Source organism: Dyella sp. 333MFSha, assembly GCF_900102405.1.
Taxonomy (GTDB): domain Bacteria; phylum Pseudomonadota; class Gammaproteobacteria; order Xanthomonadales; family Rhodanobacteraceae; genus Luteibacter; species Luteibacter mycovicinus.
The window spans coordinates 43716-68103 of the sequence record NZ_FNBR01000003.1; the positions used below are offsets into that span (position 1 = coordinate 43716).

Genomic DNA, 24388 nt, shown 5'->3' on the forward strand with positions numbered 1-24388 from the left:
CCATTTGGATCGATCCATGCGCTCCTGAGCCCGGGTCGCGATCACGAGAAACGGCGCTGTGACGCGGTTTTTATCGGACCGGACGTCCGGCGGCGCGCGGGGGCGGCGCGATGCCGTCGCTTTGCTGCACTGCAACCAGAAATGCGACGGATTTCACACGTCGGCAGGATCGCGGGGCCGCGAATTTGGACGATTCAAGCGCGCGACTTTGCGGAAAACACCGGTCAAACCCGCAGTTTCTCGCGAAGACCGACGGGCGCATGAACGGGTTCCTCGCAACCGCGCATCGAACCGGCAACAGACAGCGACCAGTCACCCTTCCGGACCGAATCTGCTGGCGACACATCGGCCCCCCGATTTTCTGCAAGGACCTCCCATGAAGCGCGTGAGTCTGCACCTCGTCCGCACCACCCTGCTTTCCGCCTCGCTGGTCGCCGCGCTCGGCGCATGCAACCGCACACCACCGGACGAGGCGCCCGCCGCTGCCAGCGCGCCGGCGGCGCCAGCCAGCGCCGCTCAGGCGACGGCCGATCCCGGCTATGCGCGTCCCACGGCCGACCAGCTTTACGCGCTGGTGTCGCCCATCGCCCTGTTCCCCGACAAGTTGGTCGCACTCACACTCGCCGGCTCGACGCATCCCGATCAGGTCGATGCCGCTCGCGGTTTCCTGGACAGCAATCGCAACCTCAACGGCGGAGCGCTCATCGACGCCGCCGACGCTCAGCCCTGGGATCCAAGCGTGAAGTCCCTCGTGGCCTTCCCCGCCGTTCTCGATCAACTGGCGAACAACCGCGACTGGACCGCGGCGCTCGGCGATGCTTACGCCAACGAGCCGACCGACGTCCTGAATGCGATCCAGGTGATGCGCGACCGCGCACGGTCGCATGGTTCTCTGAAGAGTTCGTCGCAGCAGGTCGTCCAGGTCGACGAGGCGCCGCCTGTCGACGAAGGTGCGAGCGTGGCCTCGATCGTTCCCGCGCCCGCCCGCACGATCGTCATCGAGCAGGCGCAATCCGATGTGGTCTACGTGCCGCAGTACGACCCCGACGTGGTTTATGGCGAACCGGTGTACTCCCGCGTATACCGCACGCACTGGTACGAAGCGCCCGCCACGCGTGGCGAGGTCGTGACCGCCGGACTGGTGTCCTTCGGCGCGGGCATCCTGGTGGGGCAGCTGTTCGCCTCGCACGATCATTACGACCGTCCGCACGGCGGCTGGAACGAGTGGAACACCGCGTGGGGACGTGGGCCGCGGGGCGACTATCGCGGTCGTCCCGCCGTGGTCTACGACAACCACCCCTACGTCGTGAATCGCACCACGATCAACCGCACGGTCAACAACACCTACGTCAATCGTTCGGTGAACATCGACAACCGCCACGACAACGACAACGTCGCGATTCACAACGCGCCACCCCAGGCCCAGCAGCGAGCGCTGCAGCGTCCCGACTTCGACCACATGCAGCGCCCGAACTTCACGGCCGCCATGGCGCATCCGACCGCCGCGAACGAACGACCGGCGCTGCCGCCGCAGGCGCGGCAGGGCGCGTCAGCGCCGCAGGCTGTCGCCCGGCCTGAGCAACAGCCGCCCATTCACGCCATGCAGCACGAAGACCCTCGCGTCGCCAACGTGCATGCCGTCGGCGCCCGTCCGCAACCCTTCGGCGACCGTCATGCGCAACCCGCCGAAGCGCCACGACCCGCTGCGTTCCAACACTCCGCGGAAGCGTCGCGACCGGCCCCGACACCTCGCATCGAGCAGCCGAGGCGTCCGGAACCGGCGTTCCAGCAGGAAGCCCGCCCGCAGGCTCAGCGGGAACCGCAGGTCGAGCGGGAGCCGCGGCCGCAGCGTGAAGCGCAGCCGCAGCGTGAGGCGCAGCCGCAGCGTGAGCCTCTGCCGCAGCAACGCAGCGAACCACCGCGTGAGCGTCCCGCGCCTCAGCAGCACCAGCAGCAAGCCGCGCAGCATCCGCAACCCCGGCACGAAGATCACGCGCCGCCTGCGCACCACGATCACGACAAGCACGACTGAGCAAAAAAAAGCCCCGGATTGACCGGGGCTCGTGATGACGTTCGCTTACTGCTTACGTGGTCGCTTCGCAGCCGCCGCCCTGGTGGGCGACGCCTTACGCGCGGCGACCACCCGCTTTGCGGGCGCTTTTTTCGCCGTCGCCTTTTTGACCGCGACCTTGCGCGCGGAGACGGTCTTCTTCGCCGGCGCCTTTGCCACCGCCGCCGATTTGCGCGCAGGCGCCGTCTTCTTCACCGACGTCGCACGCAACGACTTCTTCGCCGCCGCACGCTTCTTCGTGGCGCGACCTTCCGCCGACTTCGTCGACGAAGGCAACACATCCGACTTCGGCTTGGCCGTACGACGCGCGTTGAGCTCAGCCGCCGAATTCAGCGGACGCCAGGAGCGACCGCCCATGGCCAGGAGCGTGTCCGACGAGGCCGGACCCGCGCTGCCCGACGCATAGTTCGGGAAGTCCGCCGGCGTGCGCTGCGCCCAGTCGTCGAGAATCGGCTGCACCGCGCGCCAGCAGGCTTCGACCATGTCGGCGCGCTGGAACAGCGTGGCGTCACCGGTCATGCAGTCATACAGCAGCGTTTCGTAGCCCACGTTCGGCTCGGCGCGGAACCAGTCCGCGTACTTGAAGTCCATCCGCACCGGCGCGAGTTCCACGCGCGGGCCGGGACGCTTGACGTCGAACTGCAGCGAGATGCCTTCATCCGGCTGAATCTGCAGTACGAGCCAGTCGGGACCGAATGCATCCATGCCCGTGCCACGGAACGGGGCGAACGGCGCGGACTTGAAGCGGATGGCGATTTCCGTCGTGCGACGACCCATGTGCTTGCCGGTGCGCAGATAGAACGGCACGCCCGACCAGCGCCAGGTGTCGATCGACAGCTTCATGGCGACGAAGGTCTCGGTGACCGAGTCCGGTGCGACATTGGGCTCATCACGGTACGACGTGGCCAGTTCGTTGTTCACCGCGCCCGGACCGTACTGGCCGCGGACGGCGTCTTCCGGCTGGATCGGACGGATGGCTTCGATGGTTTCCGCCTTGCGCGTACGCACGGCTTCCGCGTCGAAAGAGGTCGGCGGTTCCATCGCGACCATCGCCAGCAGCTGGAACAGATGATTGGGCACCATGTCTCGCAGCGCACCGGTCTGCTCGTAGAACGAGCCACGACGCTCGACACCTACCGTCTCGGCCACGGTGATCTGCACGTGGTCGATGCGGTCGCGGTTCCAGATCGGCTCGAACAGGCCGTTGGCGAAACGGAACGCCATGATGTTCTGCACCGTCTCCTTGCCGAGGAAGTGGTCGATGCGATAGATCTGGTCTTCGCGCAGCACCTTGAGGATGCGCTCGTTCAGCGCGTGCGCCGAGGCGAGATCGTGACCGAATGGCTTTTCGATGATGACGCGGCGCCAGAACTCGCCGTCGGCACCGCCGTCGTCCACGAGGCCGGCGTTCCGCAGCTGTTCGATCACGTCGCCGAAGAAGCGCTCGGGCGTGGCGAGGTAGAACAGCACGTTGCCCTGGGTGCCGCGACGCTTCTCGGCGTCGCGCAGCTTGACCGCCAGGCTCTGGAACGCCGACAGATCGTCGAAGTCGCCCGCGTGGTAGGTCATCTGAGAGCTCAGCCAGCCCCAGGCGTCTTCGTCGAGCTTGCCGCCGCCATTGCTGACGTACTTCTCGAGCGACGTGTGCAGGCTCTTGCGCCAGGCGTTGTCGGTCATCTTGCCGTGGTTGAAGCCGATGATCGAGAAGTTGTCGGACAGCAGTCCGGTGCGGCGCATGTTGTAGAGCGCGGGAACGACGAGGCGGCTGGTGAGATCACCGGCGGCGCCGAAAATCACGACGGTACACGGGTCGGCCGGGTGAGCGCGCGAGGTAACGCGCTTCGTGGGGGCGGGGCTCATGCACGGACTCCTTGGGGATGTTGGGCTTCGGGGGTGGCGTGGATGTCGGCGGTCGCGCTGTAACCATGCGCCAGGCTAAAGGCGGCATTAATCAACGCAACGTGCGAAAAGGCTTGTGGGAAATTGCCCAACAGCCGTTTCGACCGTGGATCGTACTCCTCCGCGAGCAGTCCGAGGTCGTTCGTGAGGCCGATCAGGCGCACGAAAAGCTCGCGCGCCTCGTCCAGGCGCCCCAGCAGGACATAGTTTTCCACCAGCCAGAAACTGCACGGCAGGAACTCGCCCTCGCCCGGCGGCAGCCCGTCGACGCCGCTGCGTGTGTCGTAGCGGCGTACGAACCCATCGACCAGCAGATCCTCTTCGATGGCCCGCACCGTCGCGACGATCCGGGGATCGTCACGCGGCAGGAAATCGGTGAGGGTGACGATCAGCAGGCTGGCATCGAGTTCTCTGGAGCCATACGACTGCACGAAGCAACCGCGCTCGGGATCCACGCCTTTGGCGAGGATGTCGGCCTTGACCTCATCGGCGATGGTGCGCCATCGCTGCGAAAATGCCGGGTCACGGCCTTCGCGGTCCTGTTCGGAAGCCCGCTGGAAGGCCAGCCATGCCATCACCTTCGAATGGACGAAGTGGCGCGGCTCGCCGCGGATTTCCCAGATGCCTTCGTCGGGGTGGCGCCAGATGCTGGCGAGATGCTCGAGGAAGACGTTCTGCACCTCGTCGGCCTCGGGCTGCATCGCGACGCCGTGCTTCACCGCGTGCGAGAACGCACCCACCAGCTCACCGAAGATATCGAGCTGAAACTGGTTCGAAGCCGCGTTGCCCACGCGTACCGGCTTTGCGCCTTCGTAACCGTCCAGCCAGTCGAGTTCGTATTCCTCGAGGCGGCGCTCACCGGCGATCCCGTAAAGCACCTGGAGCTGGTCCGGCGACCCGGCCACCGCGCGTCGCACCCAGTCCCGCCAGGCACTGGCTTCATCGTGGTAGCCCGCGTTCACCAGCGCGGAGAGGACGAAGGTGGCGTCGCGGGCCCAGCAGAACCGGTAATCCCAGTTACGCTCGCCGCCGAATTGTTCCGGCAGCGACGTCGTGGGCGCGGCCACGATGCCGCCCGTGGGGAGATAGCTCAGGCCTTTGAGGACGACCAGCGAGCGGCGGACGATCTCGCTCCACTCGCCGGCGCCATTGCAGCGCCCCGACCAGTCTTCCCAGAAGGCCAGCGACTTCTCCAGCGCGTCGTAAGGATCGATCGCTTCGGGAGGGGACAAATGCGACGGGCCCCAGGCCATCACGAAGGGAATGGAATCACCCATGGACACGGCGAAGCGGGCCACGCTGTGCATCCCTTCCCCTTCGACCGAGACGGGACTGCGGACGACCAGCATGTCCGGCCCGGCGACCGCCGTCACGGTCCGCTCGTCAACCCGCGTCACCCACGGCATGGCGTTGCCATAGTCGAAGCGAATGGTCAGCACGGCCTCGAAGTCGACCCGGCCTTCGACGCCCTCGACGATGCGGGTCACCCCGACCTGGTCGCCGGCGAACGGCATGAAGTCGATCACGCGGGCGACACCGGTGGCCGTGCGCCATTCCGTTTCGAGGATCAGGGAGCCGTCGACGTAGCCGCGCCGGACCGTGGCATCCGGGTCGGCGGGAGCGATACGCCAGCGCCCGTTGTTCTCGTTACCCAGCAAGGCGGCGAAGCAGGCGGCGGAGTCGAAACGTGGCAAACACAGCCAGTCGATCGATCCGTCCTTCGCCACCAGCGCCGCGCTGCGGCAGTTGCCGAGCATCGCGTAGTCTTCGATCCGGGATGCCATCGTGTCCTCGTCGCCAGCGGGTAGTCCCTTTTACGGTAGCCAGCCACGCGTTAGAACGACGTATCCGGGGCCGGTTTCAGTGCCCCGATGGCGCCCGCTGCGGGAGCGACGCGTTGAACATGCTGTGGGCCACTTCCTGTTCGCCATAGATGACCTGCGTGGCACCCATGCCATCCATGTGAGCCACACATTCTTGCGAATGGGCACGCGCGACGATCGGCAGGTCGGGGCGCAACGCACGCGCCGCACGTACCACCTGCCCCCCTTCGAAGGGGTCCGATACCGCCACGATCAGGGATCGTGCGCCGGCAAGGTTGGCCTCGGCCAGCACGAGCGCGGCAGCCGCATTGCCGATGACGATCTCGGCACCGTGCTGCTCGCGCAGTTCGCGCACGGCGTCTTCGTCGGTCTCGATCACGAGCGTACGCGTACCCGTGGCCTGCAACTCGGCGAACACGCGGCGACCTACCCGGCCAAACCCGACCAGCACGGTGTGACCCGCCAGCGATGGATCGGTGTGCTCGTCCGGCGCATCGCGGTCATGCCGCGCGATCCACCTGTCGAGCGCACCGAACAGCAGCGGATTGACCAGGATCGAGACGATGGCCGCGGCGAGCAGAATGTCTCGCGCCTCCTCGCTGAGCAGATGCAGGGAGACGCCCAGCCCCGCCAGGATGAAAGAGAACTCGCCGATCTGGGCGAGACTGGTCGCGATGGTCAGCGCGGTCTTCTTCGGACGACCGAATGCACGAACGATGGCGAACGCGGCGACCGACTTGCCGATGATGATGATCAGGCAGGCGGCCAGGACGATCCACGGCTGCTCGACGAGGATATGCGGGTTGAACAGCATGCCGATGGAGACGAAGAACAGCACCGCGAAAGCGTCGCGCAACGGCAGTGTTTCTTCCGCGGCCTGCTGCGAGAGCTTGGACTCGCCCATCATCATGCCGGCGAAGAAAGCGCCGAGTTCGAAGGAGACGTCGAACAGGTGCGCCGCGCCGAAGGCGATACCGAGGGCGATGGCGAGAACGGCCAGACGGAAGAGTTCACGCGAGCCGGTGCCGGAGACCGCCTGCAACGTCCATGGGATCACGCGCTTCCCGACGATCAGCATCAGCGCCACGAACACGATGACCTTGCCGATGGTCCAGGCCACGGTCTCGGCCAGCGCCATCATGCTCGGCGGGTGATCGCCCTGCTCCGCCCCGAGGAAGCCACCGATGGCGGGCAGCAGGACCAGCGCCAGCACCATGGCCAGGTCTTCGACGATCAGCCAGCCGACGGCGATACGTCCGCGATCGCTGTCGAGCAGGCGACGTTCTTCCATCGCACGGAGCAGCACCACCGTACTGGCGACGGAAAGCGCGAGACCGAAGACGAAGCCCTGCGCCACCGGCCAGCCAAGACCCCAGCCAAGCAGCATGCCAAGACCGGTCGCCACGCCCATCTGCACCGCGGCGCCGGGGATGGAAATCGCCTTTACCGCGAGCAGGTCTTTGAGCGAGAAGTGCAGACCCACGCCGAACATCAGCAGAATCACGCCGAGGTCGGCGAGCTCCTGAGCGATGCCCGCGTCGGCCACATAGCCCGGGGTGAACGGCCCGGCGACCACACCGGCGACGAGGTAACCGGCCAGGACCGGAAGTCGCAATCGATGCGCGATGGCGCCAAAGATGAAGGCGAGTACGAGGCCACCGACGATGGTGGCGATGAGTGGCGTGGCGTCGTGCATGGGCATCTCCTGGGCATGCACCCTCGTCTCGTCACGTCGGTCAGACGAACGTATCGATGTCGGGCAATCCCCATAGAGTTGGGGATCGCGCGGCGCGCACGCAAGCGTTTCCGGCCATTTTTTTCAATCGCGGCGAGGACTTGAGGATAATCTCAATCGCACCCGCGCAGGTAGGAGCGCGCCTTGCGCGCGATGGGTGGTGCCGCGTCATCGCGTTGTTGGCTTTTCGCGCGCGGGGCGCGCTCCTACGGGTCAGCCGGGGCCATTCAACACCGCCAGAAAATCCTTCCCGTAACGCTTCAGCTTGTTCTCGCCGACACCACTGATCGACCCCAGTTCGTCCTCGTTTTCCGGCAGCGCCCGCAACATCGCCAGCAAAGTCGCATCATGGAAAATGACGTATGCAGGCACCCCATGCGCCTTTGCCAGTTCCGCGCGGACGCGACGCAGTTCGTTCCACAACGGCATCTCGATCTCTTCGATGCCCAGGGAGCCGCCGGCGACGGCAGGCGACGGACGCGAGTTGCGCTTGCCTTTCGACGGCCGTGCGTCCTCGCGCAGCCACACCTTGCGCTCGCTTTTCAGGACCGGTCCGCTTTCCTTCGACAAACGCAGCGTACCGAAGCCTTCGGGATCCGCTTCGACCAGGCCCGCAGCCAGCAGCTGGCGGAACACCGAGCGCCACTGCGTTGCATCCATGTCCGCGCCGATACCGAACACGCTCAGCGTGTCGTGACCGAGATCGCGTACCCGCTCACCCGCCTCGCCGCGCAGGATCTCGATCAGATGGCCGGCGCCATAACGCTGACCGCTGCGATAGATGCATGACATCGCCTTCTGCGCCGCGGTCGTGGCATCCCAGGTCCTGGGCGGCACCAGGCAGTTGTCGCAGTTGCCACAGGGCTCGGGATACACCTCGGCGAACGCCTCCAGCAGAAGCTGGCGACGGCAGCGTGTGGCCTCGGCATAACCGAGCAGCGAGTCGAGCTTGAGGCGCTCCACCCGCTTGCGGTCGTCGCCCGAGTCCGACTGGGAAATCATCTGACTCATGGTCACGACATCGCCCAGGCCGTAAATCATCCAGGCTTCCGCCGGCAGGCCGTCACGACCGGCACGGCCGGTCTCCTGGTAGTAGCCTTCCATGCTGCGCGGCAGATCGAGGTGGGCGACGAAGCGGACGTCCGGCTTGTCGATGCCCATGCCGAACGCGACGGTGGCGACCATGACGATGCCGTCTTCGCGCAGGAAGCGCTGCTGGTGGCGCTGGCGTACTTCGCCATCCAGACCGGCGTGATACGGAAGCGCGTCCACGCCCGCTTCGGCCAGCCAGGCGGCGGTCTCATCGACCTTGCGGCGGCTGAGGCAATAGATGACACCGGCTTCGCCACGATGGGCGTCGAGAAAATCGAGCAACTGGCGCCGTGCGTTCTGCCGTGGTGCCACGCGATAGCGGATGTTCGGCCGGTCGAAACTGGAAACGAAACGGCGCGCCTGGTGCAGGCCGAGGCGCTCGACGATTTCTTCGCGGGTGCGCTCGTCGGCCGTCGCGGTGAGCGCGATGCGCGGTACTTCCGGAAAGCGCTCGTGCAGGATCGCGAGTTCGCGGTATTCGGGACGAAAATCGTGTCCCCACTGCGAGACGCAATGGGCCTCGTCGATAGCGAACAAGGCAATGGGAATGCGATCCAGCAGGCCGAGGAAGCGGCCCGTGAGCAGCCGCTCGGGCGCGACATACAGCATGTCGAGTTCGCCGGCGAGCAGGAGCTCCTCGATCTCGCGCTGGGTGGCGGCGTCGAGACTGGAATTGAGATAGCGCGCCTTGACGCCGGCTTCGGTCAGCGCGTCGACCTGGTCCTGCATCAGCGCGATCAGCGGTGACACCACGATGCCTGTGCCATACCGCATCAGTGCCGGAATCTGGAAGCACAGCGACTTGCCGCCGCCGGTGGGCATCAGGACGAGGGCGTCGGCCCCGCCGGCGACCTCCTCGACGATGGCCTGCTGCTGGCCGCGGAACTCGGGGTAACCGAAAACGGAGTGAAGGAGATCTAGGGCCTGGGACTGCATCCGCACATGCTAACAAACGGACGTGCCGGATCGGCCTTTACCTGCGCCTCAAGCCTCGGTAGGCCCACGCCGTTAACGGAAGAAGGTGATGTCCCCGGGTAGCGGACGGGCACCTAATGAAGCCACATCGCCCGAGGGGGAGCGCCATATGAACACTGCCATAGCCCTTTCCGCCGCCGTCGCGGTCAGCCTGTTCGCCAGCGCCCTCCCGGCCCGGGCGCAGCAAGGCGGTATCCGCTTCGAAGGCCGCGTCGTCGAACGAACATGCGGGATGCGCGCGGAACGCCCCGACTGTCCACCGGACCGCGCCGCCACCGCAACCGTCCGCGTCCTGCGCGAGATGTCCGCGCTGACGTCCCTGCACGCCGACCTTCTGGACTACGCGATGCAACGCCGCTCGGGGGAAACCTGGGAACTGGTCGAGGTCAGCTACCGGTGATCGCGCTCAGCCGCCCCAGATCGCACGGTCGAGGTCGTGGTCCAGGCCGAACGCGCTCATGGGGACGCGGCCGTCCTTCACCGTGACGCCCTCGGCCTTGAGCAGCCGGCACTGCTCGCGATAACCCCCCGTTCCCACGGGTATCCCGATGCGGCCGTCCGCGCGAAGCACGCGGTGCCAGGGTAGCTTCATCCGGTCGGGCGCATCGCCGAGCACCCGGCCGATCAGTCTGGCGCGTCCGGGATACCCGGCGCGAGCCGCGATCGCGCCATAACTGGCGACCCTCCCACGCGGGATGGCGGCGACCGTTTCGATGATCCGCGTCGCCCGGAGGGCGCGGGCCTCGTCGTCGTCGAGTTCATCGGCCATGGTCGTTTCGTGCATGTTCGGAAGAGGCGTTGAGCGTACCATCGGTGGTCCCCGGACAGATTCACAAGGCGACCATGCGGCACTTCGAAGCGATTCGCTCCCATGTCGGCGGCATCCACAAGCTCCGCCACAACGAGCCATACCTGATCAGCTTCGACCTGGAGCTGCCCGATGGCAGGCATCAGGGCATCTATCTGGCCGAACTGGAAGACGCCGAGGGCCAGCGCTTCCTGCGGCTGTCCACGCCGATCGGACCACTCTCGGGCGTCGATGCGCGCCGCTGCCTTCGCTTCAACTGGGAGCAGCGCACGGGCTATCTGGCGGAGGCGGATCTCGACGGATCGCCCTACCTGCACCTCTGCGAGAACCGTCCCTACGACTACCTGGACGAGCGCGAGCTGGCGCGGATCGTCGAGGAACTGGGCGCCACGGGCGACCAGCTCGAGCAGGTGGTGAACGGCGAGGCGGACGCCCTGTAAGAGGGCGCCCTGCGGGCGATCAGTCCGGCACGCGAATCAGAAAAACAAGCGGCCGAGCTTCACCAGGGCGTACCCCAGCGCCGCCGTGATCGGCAACGTCAGGATCCACGCCCATACCATCCGCTCGACGACCGACCAGCGGATGGCGTTGAACCGCTTGGCCGCGCCCACGCCCATGATCGAGGCGGACACGTTGTGCGTCGTGGAGACCGGCACGCCCAGCATCGACGCCGTGAGAATGACCGCCGCCGAACTGCCTTCGGCGGCGAAACCATTGATCGGGTGCAGCTTGACCATCTTGTGGCCCAGCGTCTTGATGATGCGCCAGCCACCGCCGGCGGTGCCGCCCGCCATCGTCAGCGCGCAGACCACCTTCACCCAGACCGGGATCGGAAAGCCGCCGGGCGCCGCCGGATCGTGCGGAATACGCAGGAAGTGCAACAGCGCCGGCAGATGATCGAACTGCCCCGCCGCCGTGGCACCGGCCAGGGCCAGGGCGATGATGCCCATGCTCTTCTGGGCGTCGTTCATACCGTGGGACAGACCCATGGCGCTGGCCGAGAGGATCTGCGCCTTGCCGAAGAAGCTGTTCACGAACGGAGTGCGACCAAAACGATGCAGAGGCCCCTTCTGGCGGGAGAAGAACCCAAGCAACGCATAGAGGGCGCCCATCAGCAGGAAGCCAATGACGAAGCCGAGGAAGGGCGACACGATCATCGGCACGATGACCTTGGGTACCACGCCCTTGCCCAGCCACCAGTGCTCCCCACCCTGCCACCAGATGATCGAGTGAAGGTTGCCGTCGGAAGCGGCCAGCGCGGCGCCGCACAGTCCGCCAACCAGCGCGTGACTCGAACTGGACGGCAGGCCGAGCCACCAGGTGATGAGGTTCCAGATGGTCGCGCCCAGCAGCGCGCTGATCAACAGGTGCGAACCGACGTCGACCACGCCGGTGTCCACCAGGCCCGAGGCGATCGTCGCCGCCACGGCCGTGCCCCACAGGGCGCCTGCGAGGTTGGTGACGGCCGCCAGCAGCACGGCCTGGCCGGGCGTCAGCACCTTGGTCGCCACCACGGTGGCGATGGAGTTCGCCGTGTCGTGGAAGCCATTGATGTAGGTGAACGCGAGGGCGATCAGGACGACCGCGATAACCATGCTCATGGGGCGGCCGCCGTCAGGAGTTCTTGAGCACGATGGAGTAGACGACGTTGCCGACGTCGCGGCACTTGTCGACCGCTTTTTCCACCAGCTCGAACAGGTCCTTGGCGAGGATCGCCTTGAGCGGATCCGAGCCTTCGGCGTACAGCGTGCGGTAGGGATCCAGCAGCAGGCGGTCGGCCTCGGATTCCAGCGCCTGGAGCTGGTCGCGAAGCTTCTTAACCGGGTCGATCTTCAGGCCATGACGCAGTTGCCCGATCATCTGGACGACCACCTCGGCCGAGCGCTCGAGCAGGGCGGCGCGCTGAGCGAAGTCGATGCCATGGAGGCGTTCGGCGACGATGACGTAGCGTTCGGCGAACTTCTCGATGGTCTTGGGAATCTTGTACAGCGCCGAGTTGAGCGCCTCGATGTCTTCCCGGTCCAGCGCGGTGACGAAGGTGTTGACCAGTTCCTCGCCGATCTGCCCGTGCAGGGCCTTCTCGCGGGCGCGCGCCGTGCTGAAAGCGGCCATGACCGGCGTGCGGTCGGTCTTGGTGACCAGTTCGTGCATCGCGCGGGCGCTTTCACGCGCGGCTTCCGCACTGGCTTCGAGCAGACCGTAGAACTTGTCGCCCTTACCGAAGATCGTCTGAAGAGAAAACATGGCGTCGCCTGGGGGGAACTGGGGGGGGTTTGTGACGCTAATGTTACCGGAGGGCGACGGCGAGTGCTGCGGTTTGCCCCGCCGTACCGCTCTGTCTGCCTCAACCGGTGTCCTCCACAGTCCGGTCTGCTATATAAGCGCCGATGCCCACCGAACTTCTGCTCGTCCTCGTCCTCTCCCTGGCCAATGCGTTCTTCGCCTTGTCGGAGATGTCGGTCGTCGCTTCGCGTAAAAGCCGGCTCAAGGCCATGGCCCGGGAAAGCCGCCGCGCCCGGGTGGCGCTGCAACTGGCTGAATCGCCGGAGCGCTTCCTGTCCACGGTGCAGGTCGGCATGACCCTGATCATCCTCGTCACAGGCGCGATCGCAGGCGATCAGCTGGGCGAGCACTTCACCGCGCTCCTGCACGGCGGTGGCCCGGGCTGGCTGGAGCCTTACGCTCGCGCGGCCGGCTGGCTGCTCGGCTTCATCTATATGTCGCTGGTCCAGATCGTCATCGGCGAACTGGTGCCCAAGCGCGCGGCGCTCACCGCTCCCGAGCGCATCGCCTGCCAGATCGCGGTCCCCATGCTGGTGATCTCGCGGATCACACTGCCGATGGTCTGGCTGCTCAACCACCTGTCGAGCGGCATCCTGCACGTGCTGCGACTGAACCGGGCCGGCGGCCACTCGGCGGCGACCGAAGAGGAAATCCGTCTGTTGGTCGCCGAGAGCGCCGAGCAGGGCATCCTCGACAGCGACGAACGCAACATGGTCAACCGCGTTCTGCGCCTGGGCGACCGTACGGTGGGCTCGGTCATGACCCCGCGCATGAAGATCGCCTGGCTCGACATCGCGGCGCCCCGGGAGGAGAACCTCGAGGTCCTGCGCGAGTCGCAGTTTTCGCGCTACCCGGTCTACCGGAACGACGAAACCGATGTCGTGGGCACGGTCGAAGTGAAGACACTGATCGGCTCGTTCGAGCGCGGCGACTTCGACCTGTTCGCCCATATCGCCCGGCCGCTCTTCGTCCCGGGCACCGCCCGCGCACTGGACCTGCTCGAAGCCTTCCGCGATGCGGACACGGAGCTGGCACTGGCAGTGGACGAGTACGGCGACATCGAAGGCATGGTGACCCTCAACGATCTGCTGACGGCCGTGGTCGGCGCCACCGCGCCCGCCGCGGACGACACCGAGCACGAGGGCCCGATCGTTCGGCGTGACGACGGCAGCTGGCTGATCGACGGCGGCCTGCCCGCCGACGACCTGCGCGACCTGCTGCAGATCGACCGGCTGCCCAACGAGGAAGAGCACGATTTCCGCACCGTGGCGGGCATGATCACCACCCAGTTCGGGCGCATCCCGCACGCCGGCGAGTCATTCACCTGGCAGGGCAACCGCTTCGAAGTCGTCGACATGGATGGGGCGAGGATCGACAAGGTGCTGGTCAGCACGGCAGGCAGCGAAGAGTCCGTCGTCGACGCGCCATGACCGCTGACGAGCCCCGCAAGGCGACCTGTTTTAGCCGTCGCGCTTGTGCGCGATACCGGCCATGCGCTGCGCGTCGGCCAGAATCCCGTGAAGAATGCGCAGCTCCCGCAACTCGGGACGGGCGCGCAGGAACAGCTTGCGCAGTTTCAGCATGATCGTGGTCGGGGAACGCCCCTTGTGGAACTCGATATCGTCGAGCATCTCTCCCAGGTGCGTGAAGAACCGCTCGAGCTGCTCGGCGTCGGCGGGAATCTCGTCCGGATCGGGCTCGGCCTGCGCCACGACCGGCTGTTCGTCGGCGAGCAGGGCCGTGCGCAGTTCATAAGCGACCACCTGCACCGCCTGCGACAGATTCAGCGAACTGAAGTCGTCGACACTGGGAATGCGGACCATCGCGTGGCAGCGGGCGAGCTCGTCATTCTCCAGTCCCGTGCGCTCGTTGCCGAACACCAGGGCCACCTGCTCGCCGCGGCGGGCGGCGGCGATCGCCTGGGCGGCGCCTTCGCGAGGATCCAGTTCCGGAAGATTGACCCCGCGGCGCCGAGCCGACAGGCCCAGCGAAAAGGTGGCGCCGGCCAGGCCGGCCACCAGATCGTCATGGATCGCGGCCTGGCCGAGCACGTCGTCGGCACCCGCGGCCAGGGCCGTGGCTTCCGGATCGGGGAACCGGTGGGGGGCGACCAGGGTCAGGCGGTCGAAACCCATGGTGCGCATGGCGCGCGCGGCCGAGCCGATATTGCCCGAGTGCGAGGTGCGGACAAGGACGAAACGGAGGCGGTCGTGGAGCTCGGAGAGGGCCATGGGCGACGGGCGTGCTGGATGGAGGACCGGAAAGTCTACAACGGCAACGACTTGGGCATAGGGCGAGCCGGTGTTAAACTCACCGACCGACGCGGCCCGACCGCGATCTCCCGTTCTTTTGACAAGTCGATCCCCATGCCAAGACCCGCCGTCAACGTCGCGGCGCGCGCCGCGCGCTCCGCAGGAAACATCATCCTGCGTTACATGAATCGCATCGAGGGCCTCGCGGTCGTCGAAAAGCAACGGATGGACTTCGCGTCCGAGGTCGACCGCCTCGCCGAAGCCGAGATCGTGAAGGAACTTCGCCGCGCCTACCCCACTCACGCCATTCTCGGCGAGGAGTCGGGGCAGATCGGCAAGGGGCCGCTTGTCTGGGTCATCGATCCGCTCGACGGCACCCACAATTACCTGCGTGGCATCCCCCACTTCTGCGTGTCCATCGCGCTGGTGGAAAAGGGCGAGCCGGTCTACGGCGTGGTCTTCGATCCGCTGCGCGATGAGCTGTTCACCGCGAGCAAGGGCGACGGCGCCTACCTCAACGACCGCCGCATCCGTGTCGGCAAGCGCGAAGGTCTCGCCGGTTCGCTGCTCGCCACGGGGTATCCCTACCGCGCGCGCAACCATCTCGAGGCGCAGCTGGCCATGACCGGCGAACTCCTCAAGGAAGCCGAAGACATCCGCCGGATGGGCTCGGCCGCGCTGGATCTGGCCTACGTCGCCGCGGGCCGTCTGGATGGCTTCTTCGAGCCGTCGCTCAACGTATGGGACATCGCCGCGGGTGCTCTGCTCGTGCGCGAGGCCGGTGGCGTCTACGGCGACTTCGGCGGCAAGGAAGGCCTCCCGGAGAGCGGCAACATCATCGCTGGCAACCACAAGGTGGCTGCCGCCATGACCGACGTGATCAAGGCTAACGCTACCGCGCGCCTGCTCGGGGTTTAACGCCCGACGCGGCGAAACCCTACAAGCGGCGAGGCCTTCCCCTCGCCGCTGCTTCACCAAGCCTGACAGACGCTCAGACTCCACCGTCTTACCTTGTCGTCGCGAACGGGACGTTCGCAGCCGCCCACGACGCACAAGGAAACGTACCGTGCAAACCATACTCCCTGGCCGCATCGCGGCCGCGCTCGCCATTACCACGGCCTCCATGCGCAACCTTCTCACGCGTGTGCCTTTGCAGGCAGCCGCGCTATGCCTGGCCTTCACCAGCAGTGGCGCTTACGCGGAAACACCACGAATCATGGTGATCACCTCGGATCCACAGTACCCCTGGACACCGGCCACCGATGCCGGCGAACACTCCGACCTCGCCGACAAGGCACTCGCCGAGGCGCTCATACGCGAACAGTACGAAAGCATCGCGGCTTTCCGGCGCAACTATCCGGGGCAGCACATTCCGGTGATCGTCAACGGCGACCTGACGTCCCAGGCCGCTCCAGGTGAGCAGGAGAAGATCCACGACCTTCTCGGTGTGCTGGGCGACGAAGTCTACTATGGGCTCGGCAACCACGATTATCAGAACAACCTCACCAACTTCGTGTGCTCGGCTCTGACGCACTGCGCGATCGACGCCCTCGACAATCTCGCGCAGCACGTTCATCGCCACCGACAGAAAGGACGCGTGACCGATTTCGACTACGCGGCGTTCGCGGGCGGCCTGTTCACGGGTCTACGCAAGCAAGGGAGCTGGTCGTACGCGTTCACGCCGGACGGCTGGGAGCAGGTGCTCAACCTGCAACTCAACAATTCGCCGGACTATGCCGCAACGATCAACTGGGGGGCCGGGTCGGCGAGCTATCGCTACGAGGTGACACCGAGCACGCCATGGCTTACGCAACACCTCCCAAGATGGAGCACGCCGGGTGCTTACGACTTCCTGCTGGTGCACGTGCACAAGCCCGACGAATTCGCGACCGGGTTTCGCGCGCCCACGCCCTTACAGGCGATGCTGGCGACCCATCGTGTCGCCGCGGTGTTTGCGGGTCATTACCACGGGCGCATGGGCTATTACAGCGGCGGCTTTGGCGCGCCTCCCGTGTTTCTCAGCGGATCGGCATCGCAGCGTACCTATCTCATCGTGGAGCACTGGCCGGAGTCGATGAAGCTGAGGGTGTACGGCGTTCGCGACAACGATCCGGCGAAACGCGAGTTGATCCGCGAGATCGACGTCTAGTCGTTCTTCAGAAGGTTACGCAGGAACGGCACCGTCACGCGTCGCTGTGCGGCGAGTGACGCGCGATCCAGGGTATCGAGCAGATCGAGTAAGGTACCCAGGTCGCGCGCATGATGCGCGAACAACCAGTCCAGGACGATGTCGTCCAGCTCGATGCCGCGAGCCCCCGCCTGCTCGCGCAGCACGACCCGGCGCTCCATGTCGCCCAGTGGCTTCAGCAGAGCCTGGGTCAGCGAGCCCAGTCGCGAACGGAGATCCGGCAGCGCGATGTCGAGCGACACGGGCGCACCCAGTGCCGAGAACAACAGCGTCGCGCCCTCCGCGCGGTACCGGTTGAACGTATCGAACAGCGCGTGCTCCGCGTCCGCCTCGCCAGCGATCGAGTCGATGTCATCGATCGCCAGCACGTCGCTGCCGGCCATGCCGCGAATGGCGTCCGCACGCGACCCGCGCAAGCCCGCCAGCGGCAGGTATTGCGCCGTACGCCCGGAATCGATCGCCGCCTGGCAGGCGGCGATCAGAAGATGCGTACGGCCGCTTCCCAGCGGACCGGCCATGAAGACCCACGGCGCCGATGCATCCACGGCCGCGGCGTGCACGGCGTCGACCGCCGCGGCGTTCTCGCCGGCGTGGAAGTGCTCGAACCGCTGGCGCCTGGGCCAGCGCAGCGCGAGGGGAAGCTGAGTGCTCATGGACCGGGATCGCGAGGCAGGATCGGGTTATCCGGGCGCGGCTTGACCTTTACGTCGACCGCCACATCCACATCGAGCTTCTGAGCCGCCGGCTTGTGCGCGGCCGGCTCCTTGTAGAGGTCGCTCTCGCGGTAACGGGCGAAGACATAGCGGAGCAACACGACGACGACGGAGGCCGCCGGCAGCGCCAGCAGCACGCCGAGGAAACCGAACAGGTGACCGCCCGCCAGCACGGCGAAGATCACCGCGACCGGATGCAGGCCGATCTTGCCACCGACCAGACGCGGCACCAGGACATAGCCCTCGAGCAACTGTCCGATGGTGAAGACGACGCCGACCAGGATCACGTGCGTCCAGTCCCCGTACTGGACCAGCGCCGCGATCAGGGCCGCGACGAAGCCGATCATGAAACCCAGGTACGGCACGAAGCTGAGCAGGCCGGCGACCATGCCGATCAGGGGACCGATCGAGATGCCGACGAGGGTCAGGCCCAGGCCGTAGAAAACGCCAAGCGCCAGCATGACCAGCAACTGGCCGCGGACGAACGCACCGAGCACCTGATCCGACTCGCGCGCCAGACGAACGACCGTCGGCTCGATGGAGCGCGGCAGCAGGCGCTGGATGTGCGCGATCATCGTGTCCCAGTCGCGCAGCAGGTAGAACGCCACGACCGGAATCAGCACGACATTGGTCAGCCAGGTGACGATGCCCATGCCCGACTGCGTGATCTTGGTCATCGCCTTGGCGGCGATGCTGCCGACCGACCCGATGTGCTCCCGTACCGTCGCCAGGAGGCGATCGGTGTCGAAGACGTTGGCGTCCAGGTGCAGGCGCACCTGGATCCACGGCAGCGCGGTGGTGCGCACCCAGTCCACGTAGCGGGGCAGGTTCTCGGACAGATTCTCGAACTGGTGCTCGATCAGCGGCACCAGCAGGAGCAGGACGCCGACGAACACCAGCGAGATGACGGTGAAGACGATGCTGACCGCCCACGAACGCCCCATACCGAGGCGCTGGAGGCGGTCGGCAAGCGGATCGCCCAGGTAAGCCAGCATCGCGGCGATGGCGAACGGCATGAGCACCGGCGCCAGCAGCCAGATCACGAAAATGATGACCGCCGAGATCGCCAGCATCTGCCAGCGGCGGGAAGTGTCGTGGGTCATCGGGTCAGGGGACCCAGCGAACGGCAAGGTCGGCACCGGCGTGCGCGTCGGCGACCAGCACATGGCCGGCGGACGCGTAGCCCGCCACGAGGCGGGCCAGTGGCGCACCGGCGCTGATGTTGAACAGCACGCCGTCGGCCGTCGCGGAAATCGGCGCCACGCTCTTGATCGACGGATCGTTCTGGAAGGTCGCCAACAGGCCCGCGTAATCGGAGGCCGAATGCAGACCCGACACCCAGACCTTGCCGGACGAGCTGCCGCCCTGCGTCGATGCGAACTGGCGGTCCAGCTTGTCGGCCATCGCGTTGGCGCCGTTGCTCAACAGTGCGGCGCGCGCCTCACCGCTGTCCTTCCAGCTCGTCGTCTTGCCGGCCGAGACCAGGGTCCAGTCGGTCTGGTCGTCGCCGATGCTGCCGACCAGCACGACGCCGGTGTTGTACTGGCGCGCCGTCGTGGCGACCGCGGCGGGGTCGCCACTGGCCAGCGCCTTGGCGTCGGGCACGGCGTCGGCGCGCGGGACGACGATCTGATAGCCACGCGTGTCGGCCATCTGCGCCAGCGGGACCAGGTCCTGCTGACCGAGCAGCTTGCCGCTGGCGTCGCGGGCAACGACCAGGACCGGCGCCTTGGGCGCCGCCACCGCCGAGTCGCCGACCGCGAGGATGCGGCGGATGGCGCCCGGGTCGAAGACGATGTCCAGACTCAGTGGCGCACCATTGGCGCCGCCGGTGCGAGCGTACTTGTACTGCTGAACCATGCCGCCCGGCTGCTTCATCGCGTCCGCGTAGCCAGGCTTGCCCCGGGGGTCCGCCCCGTTGGAAGCCCGCGACAGCACCTGAGTCAGGCCGTTGGCGAAGGCCTGATCGCGCACGGCGGCGCTGGTGTCGGCGACCGGCACGGTGACCGTATAAATGGAGGTCTGCGCCACGGCGGAGCCGAGGCAGGTCGCCACGAGGAGCGTCAGGAAGACGATGAGACGGGCTGGGCGCATGGTATGGCGTCGCTTTGTGAAGACGGGAAGTCTGCCCAAACCTTGGCATGCCGTCCATCCAAAGCGCGTGCAGGGCAAGGCCGGGCGCCCGCTTGCTGCTATCATTCCGGGTTTCCAATTCGCGCCGGAACCGCTTATGTCCTCCGACCAGGGCTCCCTCACCTACCGCGACGCAGGCGTCGACATCGATGCCGGCAACGCGCTCGTCGAGCGCATCAAGCCGATGGTCAAGCGGACTTTCCGCCCCGAAGTCATGGGCGGACTGGGCGGCTTCGGCGGCCTGTTCGACCTTTCCGGGCGTTACAAGGAGCCGGTCCTGGTCTCGGGTACCGATGGCGTGGGCACCAAGCTCAAGCTCGCTCACCAGCTGGATCGCCACGATACGATCGGCATCGATCTGGTCGGCATGTGCGTCAACGACGTGCTGGTACAGGGCGCGGAACCGTTGTTCTTTCTGGATTATTTCGCCACCGGCAAGCTCGACGTCGACACCGCGGCGTCCGTCGTCGGCGGCATCGCCCGCGGCTGCGAACTCGCCGGCTGCGCGCTGATCGGCGGTGAAACCGCCGAAATGCCGGACATGTACCCGCCGGGCGAGTACGACCTGGCCGGCTTCACGGTCGGCGCGGTCGAAAAGGCCGCAATGAACGACGGCTCGTCGATCGTCGCCGGCGACGTCATTCTCGGTGTCGCCTCGTCCGGCCCCCATTCCAATGGGTACTCGCTGATCCGCCGCATCCTCGAGCGCGCCGGTTCGCCGCTGGACAGCGACATCGGTGGCGTCAGACTGGTCGACGCGCTGATGGCGCCCACCACCATCTACGTCAAGCCGATCCTCGAGCTGATCGCCAAGGTGCCCGTGCATGGCATGGCACACATCACCGGTGGCGGCCTGAAGGAAAACATCATCCGCGTCGTACCCGACGGCCTCGGCGTGTCGATCGACGCGTCGTCGTGGGAAATGCCGCCCGTGTTCCAGTGGCTGCAGCGCGAAGGCAACGTCACCCGCGACGAAATGTGGCGCACGTTCAACTGCGGCATCGGCTTCACGGTGCTGCTGGCTCAGGACCAGGTCGACGCGGCGAAAGCCGTGCTGGCCGGCCACGGCCTGAACACGTGGACCATCGGCTCGGTCGTCGCCGCCAGCGGCGACGAGCGCGTCCACATCGCCTGAGATCATTCGTGGATCGGCCCCTGCGCGTCGCCGCGCTCGCGTCCGGGCGCGGCAGTAATCTCGCCGCGCTGATCGCGGCGCGGCTGCCTGTCGAATTCGTGCTGGTCGGCAGCGACAAGGCCAGGGCCGGAGCGCTCGCTGTCGCGACCGAGGCCGGCATTCCCACCGTCTCGCTCCATCCCCGCGACTTCGCGACGCGTGTCGACTTCGACCGGGCACTGTTCGGCCACGTCGCCGCCAGCGGCGCCGATCTGCTGGTGCTGGCCGGCTATATGCGCATCGTCGACGCCGACGTGGTCGCCGCCTGGGAAGGTCGGGCGATCAACGTCCACCCTTCACTGCTCCCGAAATACCGTGGACTGCATACGCACCGGCAGTGCCTCGAGGCGGGCGACGCGGAGCATGGGGCAAGCGTGCATTTCGTCACCGCGGAGCTGGATGGCGGGCCCGTCGTGGCGCAGGCACGCATCCCTGTGTTGCCGGGCGATACGGAGATATCGCTGGCGGAGCGCCTGCTCGTCGAAGAACACAAGCTGCTGCCGGCCGTGGTCGCGGCGATCGCGTCCGGGCGACTGCGCTGGGAGGGCGGCGCGATTTTCGATGGTCTGCCGCTCACGAGCCCCCTACGCCTCACCGACCTGTAGAAGCGCGCCCCGCGCGCGAGCTCTCCAGACACTCGGACTATCCCCAGCTCGCCACCCCGTCGCCCCGCATTCAGCCACCGCGGCTAGAATCGGGTGTCATGAAGACCTCAATCCTCCGCGCCGGCTTCGCGCTGGCCCTCGCCCTGCCCGCCGCCGCGTTCGCCGCGGCCGTGCCGCAGTCGTTCACGGCTACCTACAACGTCCTTCAGGGCGGCAGCCCGCTCGGTGAAGCCACCATCGTGCTGAAGTCGGCCGGCAACGGCCAGTTCGAGTACACCAACGCCAGCAAGGGCACCGCCGGCCTGGCCGCGGCCCTCGGCGCCAATGCCACCGAAACCTCGCGCTTCGCGTGGGCGGGCCAGGTCCCGCAGGCGGTCAGCTACCACTACCAGATGGATGCGTCGTTCAAGCAGAAGACGCGCGACATCAAGGTTCAGGGGGCGACCGTGCAGGTCCAGGACAACAGCAAGAGCTTCAGCTACGCCGCCGTGCCGGGCATGATCGACCGCAACACCCTGCCGCTGGCACTGGGTGTCGCGCTGCGGGACGGCAAGCAGGAAGCGGCCTTTCCCGTGGCAGTGAAACAGGCCGTCGAGAACCAGCAGTTCAAGGTGTCCGGCAAGGAGAAGATCACGGTTCCGGCCGGCTCGTTCGATACCGTCCGGGTGGATCGCACCGATGCGGACCGCGGCTTCAACGCGTGGTACGCGCCGGCGAAGTATCCGGTGCCGGTAAAGCTGGCGCAGAAAGATGGCGGGGATCTGACCCTCGAGCTGGTGAAGTTCGAGGGTAAATAAACCTCAACTGTAGGAGCGCGCCCTGCGCGCGACGCTCTTCGCGGGCACCTGTCGCGCGCAGGGCGCGCTCCTACAACGAGCTGGATCAGCCGGGCAGGCGGCGGACAGCTGGATCAGCCGGGCAGGCGGCGGATGTGCGCGCCGAGGACGCCGAGCTTCTCTTCGATATTCTCGTAACCACGATCGATGTGGTAGACGCGGTCGACCGTGGTATCGCCTTCGGCGACCAGGCCGGCCAGCACGAGGCAGGCCGAGGCACGCAGGTCGGTGGCCATGATCGGTGCGCCGGTCATCTTCGGCACGCCGGTGATGATCGCCGTGTTGCCTTCGAGACGGATGTCGGCACCCAGACGCTGCAGTTCGAGCGCGTGCATGAAGCGGTTCTCGAAAACCGTTTCGGTGATGACACCCACGCCCTCGGCGACGCAGTTGAGCGCGGTGAACTGCGCCTGCATGTCGGTCGGAAACGCCGGATACGGCGCGGTGACCAGATTGACGGCCTTCGGACGACGTCCCTGCATGTCCAGCTCGATCCAGTCCGGACCAGTGCTGATGTGTGCGCCGGATTCCTCGAGCTTCTGCAGAACGGCATCCATGGTGTCGGCGCGCGCGCCACGGGCGCGGACCTTGCCACCCGTCATCGCCGCGCCGACCAGGAAGGTGCCGGTCTCGATACGGTCGGGCAGCACTTCATAATGCGCGCCGTGCAGGCGCTCGACGCCTTCGACGATCAGCGTCGACGTGCCGACGCCGTCGATCTTCGCGCCCATCGCCATCAGGCAGTGGGCCAGGTCGACCACTTCGGGCTCCTGCGCGGCGTTCTCGATGACCGTCGTGCCCGACGCCAGGGTGGCGGCCATCAGGATGTTCTCGGTACCGGTGACGGTGACCATATCCATGACGATGCGCGCGCCCTTGAGGCGACCGGCCTTTGCCTTGATGAAGCCGTTTTCGACCGTGATCTCGGCGCCCAGCGCCTGCAGGCCACGGATGTGCTGATCGACCGGACGCGAGCCGATGGCGCAGCCGCCGGGCAGCGAAACCTCGGCCTTGCCATGGCGCGCCACCAGCGGCCCGAGCACGAGGATCGACGCACGCATGGTGCGGACCAGATCGTATGGGGCCACGCAGGAATTTTCGGGACGCGGGTCGATGTGCATCTTCATGCGGTCGTCGAGGACGACGCGCACGCCCATCCGGCCGAGCAATTCGATGAACGTGGTGACGTCGTGCAGGTGCGGCACATTGCCGATGCTGACCGGTTCGTCGGCGAGCAGGCAGGAGGCGAGGATGGGGAGCACGGCGTTTTTCGCGCCGGAGATGCTCACCTCACCGTTGAGCGGCTGGCCGCCGCTGATCAGGATCTTGGCCATGGAAAGGGAGTGCCTTGAGAAGGGGAACGAACCGGGAAAGCCGGGCGGCGCGCTGGATCAGCGGCGGCCGGCGGCTTCGTCGGGGGTAAGGGTCTTGAGGCCCAGAGCGTGAATCGCACCGCCCATGAGGTCGCCCAGCGTCGCGTAGACGAGACGGTGACGGGCGAGCGGCAACTTGCCGGCGAACTGTTCCGAGATGACGTCGGCTTCGAAATGAACGCCGTCGTCGCCGCGAACGTCCACCAGGGCGCCGGGCAGGCCGGCTTCGATCAATGCCTGGATGCGCGCAGCGTCCATGGAGTCTCCGATGAGGGGGTCGCCGCAGCCGTGAGGGTTCCGAAACGGACCCTGAACCACCGGTCGATGGCAGCGACGATAAAATGAGAATATGTAATGGTAATGGAAATCCGGTGTCGCAGAAATGGACATCCCGGGTCAGAAGCCACCACCCGGACCTCCGAGGCCGC

22 protein-coding genes are annotated in these 24388 nt (G+C 66.6%); 9 read left to right on the forward strand and 13 right to left on the reverse strand.

From position 1 onward, the window contains the following. Positions 1–376: 376 nt before the first annotated feature. Entirely contained in the window at positions 377–2032 is a 1656-nt protein-coding gene (locus BLT40_RS13540) for a DUF3300 domain-containing protein (RefSeq protein ID WP_090354010.1), read from the forward strand. Between the two features lie 45 nt (positions 2033–2077). On the opposite strand, the gene zwf is transcribed toward BLT40_RS13540, so the two are convergent. From zwf to recQ, 4 genes are all read right to left on the reverse strand, one after another. After that, on the reverse strand, positions 2078–3931 hold the full coding sequence (gene zwf / locus BLT40_RS13545) for a glucose-6-phosphate dehydrogenase (protein ID WP_079522462.1): 1854 nt from the start codon (positions 3929–3931) through the stop codon (positions 2078–2080). After that, a complete protein-coding gene (locus BLT40_RS13550; RefSeq protein ID WP_079522461.1) occupies positions 3928–5754 on the reverse strand; it encodes a glycoside hydrolase family 15 protein in 1827 nt (608 codons plus the stop codon). The genes zwf and BLT40_RS13550 overlap by 4 nt, the downstream gene beginning before the upstream one ends. 76 nt (positions 5755–5830) lie before the next feature. Continuing rightward, the gene (ybaL, locus tag BLT40_RS13555) at positions 5831–7489 is read right to left on the reverse strand and encodes a YbaL family putative K(+) efflux transporter (protein ID WP_197056549.1); all 1659 of its coding nucleotides are present in this window, start codon (positions 7487–7489) and stop codon (positions 5831–5833) included. A 252-nt stretch (positions 7490–7741) separates the two neighbouring features. Beyond that, positions 7742–9556, reverse strand: coding sequence for a DNA helicase RecQ (recQ, locus tag BLT40_RS13560; RefSeq protein ID WP_090354013.1), 1815 nt, complete (start codon positions 9554–9556; stop codon positions 7742–7744). 148 nt (positions 9557–9704) lie between these two features. On the opposite strand from recQ, the gene BLT40_RS13565 reads away from it, so the two are divergent. After that, entirely contained in the window at positions 9705–9995 is a 291-nt protein-coding gene (locus tag BLT40_RS13565; RefSeq protein WP_090354016.1) for a hypothetical protein, read from the forward strand. Positions 9996–10001: 6 nt separating this feature from the next. Here the strand turns inward: BLT40_RS13565 and BLT40_RS13570 are convergent, their stop codons facing one another. Next, positions 10002–10364 carry an MGMT family protein gene (locus BLT40_RS13570; protein WP_090354018.1) on the reverse strand — a complete coding sequence of 121 codons (363 nt, stop codon included), beginning with the start codon at positions 10362–10364 and terminating at the stop codon, positions 10002–10004. A 74-nt stretch (positions 10365–10438) separates the two neighbouring features. Here BLT40_RS13570 and BLT40_RS13575 point away from each other — a divergent pair, with 74 nt between their 5' ends. Beyond that, positions 10439–10843: a hypothetical protein gene (locus tag BLT40_RS13575; protein ID WP_036118298.1), complete on the forward strand. Its 405-nt coding sequence runs from the start codon at positions 10439–10441 to the stop codon at positions 10841–10843. Positions 10844–10879: 36 nt separating this feature from the next. Here the strand turns inward: BLT40_RS13575 and BLT40_RS13580 are convergent, their stop codons facing one another. Beyond that, on the reverse strand, positions 10880–12004 hold the full coding sequence (locus BLT40_RS13580) for an inorganic phosphate transporter (protein ID WP_036115614.1): 1125 nt from the start codon (positions 12002–12004) through the stop codon (positions 10880–10882). A 13-nt stretch (positions 12005–12017) separates the two neighbouring features. Continuing rightward, on the reverse strand, positions 12018–12647 hold the full coding sequence (locus tag BLT40_RS13585; protein ID WP_036115617.1) for a DUF47 domain-containing protein: 630 nt from the start codon (positions 12645–12647) through the stop codon (positions 12018–12020). A 143-nt stretch (positions 12648–12790) separates the two neighbouring features. Between BLT40_RS13585 and BLT40_RS13590 the strand changes: the two genes are divergently transcribed. Next, complete coding sequence (locus BLT40_RS13590; RefSeq protein ID WP_090354021.1) at positions 12791–14116, forward strand: hemolysin family protein; 1326 nt, start codon at positions 12791–12793, stop codon at positions 14114–14116. 30 nt (positions 14117–14146) lie between these two features. Here BLT40_RS13590 and BLT40_RS13595 read toward each other — a convergent pair whose 3' ends face one another. After that, positions 14147–14917, reverse strand: coding sequence for an RNA methyltransferase (locus BLT40_RS13595; protein ID WP_090354024.1), 771 nt, complete (start codon positions 14915–14917; stop codon positions 14147–14149). Positions 14918–15052: 135 nt separating this feature from the next. On the opposite strand from BLT40_RS13595, the gene BLT40_RS13600 reads away from it, so the two are divergent. After that, on the forward strand, positions 15053–15856 hold the full coding sequence (locus BLT40_RS13600) for an inositol monophosphatase family protein (RefSeq protein WP_036118304.1): 804 nt from the start codon (positions 15053–15055) through the stop codon (positions 15854–15856). 148 nt (positions 15857–16004) lie between these two features. After that, positions 16005–17087 carry a metallophosphoesterase gene (locus BLT40_RS13605; RefSeq protein WP_090354026.1) on the forward strand — a complete coding sequence of 361 codons (1083 nt, stop codon included), beginning with the start codon at positions 16005–16007 and terminating at the stop codon, positions 17085–17087. On the opposite strand, the gene hda is transcribed toward BLT40_RS13605, so the two are convergent. Genes hda through BLT40_RS13620 form a run of 3 tightly spaced genes read right to left on the reverse strand, consistent with a single transcriptional unit; the run spans position 17084 to position 19933 of the window. After that, positions 17084–17779, reverse strand: coding sequence for a DnaA regulatory inactivator Hda (gene hda / locus BLT40_RS13610; RefSeq protein WP_090354028.1), 696 nt, complete (start codon positions 17777–17779; stop codon positions 17084–17086). The genes BLT40_RS13605 and hda overlap by 4 nt on opposite strands. Beyond that, positions 17776–18942: an AI-2E family transporter gene (locus BLT40_RS13615; protein WP_090354030.1), complete on the reverse strand. Its 1167-nt coding sequence runs from the start codon at positions 18940–18942 to the stop codon at positions 17776–17778. Before BLT40_RS13615 ends, hda begins: the two co-directional genes overlap by 4 nt. 4 nt (positions 18943–18946) lie before the next feature. After that, the gene (locus BLT40_RS13620; RefSeq protein WP_176809183.1) at positions 18947–19933 is read right to left on the reverse strand and encodes a DUF2066 domain-containing protein; all 987 of its coding nucleotides are present in this window, start codon (positions 19931–19933) and stop codon (positions 18947–18949) included. A gap of 136 nt (positions 19934–20069) precedes the next feature. On the opposite strand from BLT40_RS13620, the gene purM reads away from it, so the two are divergent. The 3 genes from purM (at position 20070) to BLT40_RS13635 (ending at position 22548) form a co-directional block, all read left to right on the forward strand. Continuing rightward, positions 20070–21107, forward strand: a complete 1038-nt coding sequence (gene purM, locus BLT40_RS13625) for a phosphoribosylformylglycinamidine cyclo-ligase (RefSeq protein ID WP_079522452.1) — start codon at positions 20070–20072, stop codon at positions 21105–21107. Between the two features lie 8 nt (positions 21108–21115). Further along, positions 21116–21751, forward strand: coding sequence for a phosphoribosylglycinamide formyltransferase (purN, locus tag BLT40_RS13630; RefSeq protein ID WP_090354035.1), 636 nt, complete (start codon positions 21116–21118; stop codon positions 21749–21751). A gap of 98 nt (positions 21752–21849) precedes the next feature. Then, the gene (locus BLT40_RS13635) at positions 21850–22548 is read left to right on the forward strand and encodes a DUF3108 domain-containing protein (RefSeq protein WP_036115642.1); all 699 of its coding nucleotides are present in this window, start codon (positions 21850–21852) and stop codon (positions 22546–22548) included. Between the two features lie 113 nt (positions 22549–22661). Here BLT40_RS13635 and murA read toward each other — a convergent pair whose 3' ends face one another. Continuing rightward, positions 22662–23921, reverse strand: coding sequence for a UDP-N-acetylglucosamine 1-carboxyvinyltransferase (gene murA, locus BLT40_RS13640; protein WP_036115645.1), 1260 nt, complete (start codon positions 23919–23921; stop codon positions 22662–22664). 57 nt (positions 23922–23978) lie between these two features. After that, the gene (locus BLT40_RS13645; protein ID WP_090354037.1) at positions 23979–24218 is read right to left on the reverse strand and encodes a BolA family protein; all 240 of its coding nucleotides are present in this window, start codon (positions 24216–24218) and stop codon (positions 23979–23981) included. Between the last annotated feature and the right edge of the window lie 170 nt (positions 24219–24388).

What these genes read in the sequence shown, in the direction of transcription:
- BLT40_RS13550 (WP_079522461.1), bottom strand. Translation starts at nt 5,754, where the DNA reads ATGGCATCCCGGATCGAAGACTACGCGATGCTCGGCAACTGCCGCAGC.
- BLT40_RS13565 (WP_090354016.1), top strand. Translation starts at nt 9,705, where the DNA reads ATGAACACTGCCATAGCCCTTTCCGCCGCCGTCGCGGTCAGCCTGTTC.
- BLT40_RS13540 (WP_090354010.1), top strand. Translation starts at nt 377, where the DNA reads ATGAAGCGCGTGAGTCTGCACCTCGTCCGCACCACCCTGCTTTCCGCC.
- BLT40_RS13575 (WP_036118298.1), top strand. Translation starts at nt 10,439, where the DNA reads ATGCGGCACTTCGAAGCGATTCGCTCCCATGTCGGCGGCATCCACAAG.
- BLT40_RS13595 (WP_090354024.1), bottom strand. Translation starts at nt 14,917, where the DNA reads ATGGCCCTCTCCGAGCTCCACGACCGCCTCCGTTTCGTCCTTGTCCGC.
- BLT40_RS13645 (WP_090354037.1), bottom strand. Translation starts at nt 24,218, where the DNA reads ATGGACGCTGCGCGCATCCAGGCATTGATCGAAGCCGGCCTGCCCGGC.
- BLT40_RS13580 (WP_036115614.1), bottom strand. Translation starts at nt 12,004, where the DNA reads ATGAGCATGGTTATCGCGGTCGTCCTGATCGCCCTCGCGTTCACCTAC.
- BLT40_RS13585 (WP_036115617.1), bottom strand. Translation starts at nt 12,647, where the DNA reads ATGTTTTCTCTTCAGACGATCTTCGGTAAGGGCGACAAGTTCTACGGT.
- purM (WP_079522452.1), top strand. Translation starts at nt 20,070, where the DNA reads ATGTCCTCCGACCAGGGCTCCCTCACCTACCGCGACGCAGGCGTCGAC.
- zwf (WP_079522462.1), bottom strand. Translation starts at nt 3,931, where the DNA reads ATGAGCCCCGCCCCCACGAAGCGCGTTACCTCGCGCGCTCACCCGGCC.
- ybaL (WP_197056549.1), bottom strand. Translation starts at nt 7,489, where the DNA reads ATGCACGACGCCACGCCACTCATCGCCACCATCGTCGGTGGCCTCGTA.
- BLT40_RS13590 (WP_090354021.1), top strand. Translation starts at nt 12,791, where the DNA reads ATGCCCACCGAACTTCTGCTCGTCCTCGTCCTCTCCCTGGCCAATGCG.
- recQ (WP_090354013.1), bottom strand. Translation starts at nt 9,556, where the DNA reads ATGCAGTCCCAGGCCCTAGATCTCCTTCACTCCGTTTTCGGTTACCCC.
- BLT40_RS13635 (WP_036115642.1), top strand. Translation starts at nt 21,850, where the DNA reads ATGAAGACCTCAATCCTCCGCGCCGGCTTCGCGCTGGCCCTCGCCCTG.
- BLT40_RS13620 (WP_176809183.1), bottom strand. Translation starts at nt 19,933, where the DNA reads ATGCGCCCAGCCCGTCTCATCGTCTTCCTGACGCTCCTCGTGGCGACC.
- BLT40_RS13600 (WP_036118304.1), top strand. Translation starts at nt 15,053, where the DNA reads ATGCCAAGACCCGCCGTCAACGTCGCGGCGCGCGCCGCGCGCTCCGCA.
- BLT40_RS13570 (WP_090354018.1), bottom strand. Translation starts at nt 10,364, where the DNA reads ATGGCCGATGAACTCGACGACGACGAGGCCCGCGCCCTCCGGGCGACG.
- BLT40_RS13615 (WP_090354030.1), bottom strand. Translation starts at nt 18,942, where the DNA reads ATGACCCACGACACTTCCCGCCGCTGGCAGATGCTGGCGATCTCGGCG.
- hda (WP_090354028.1), bottom strand. Translation starts at nt 17,779, where the DNA reads ATGAGCACTCAGCTTCCCCTCGCGCTGCGCTGGCCCAGGCGCCAGCGG.
- murA (WP_036115645.1), bottom strand. Translation starts at nt 23,921, where the DNA reads ATGGCCAAGATCCTGATCAGCGGCGGCCAGCCGCTCAACGGTGAGGTG.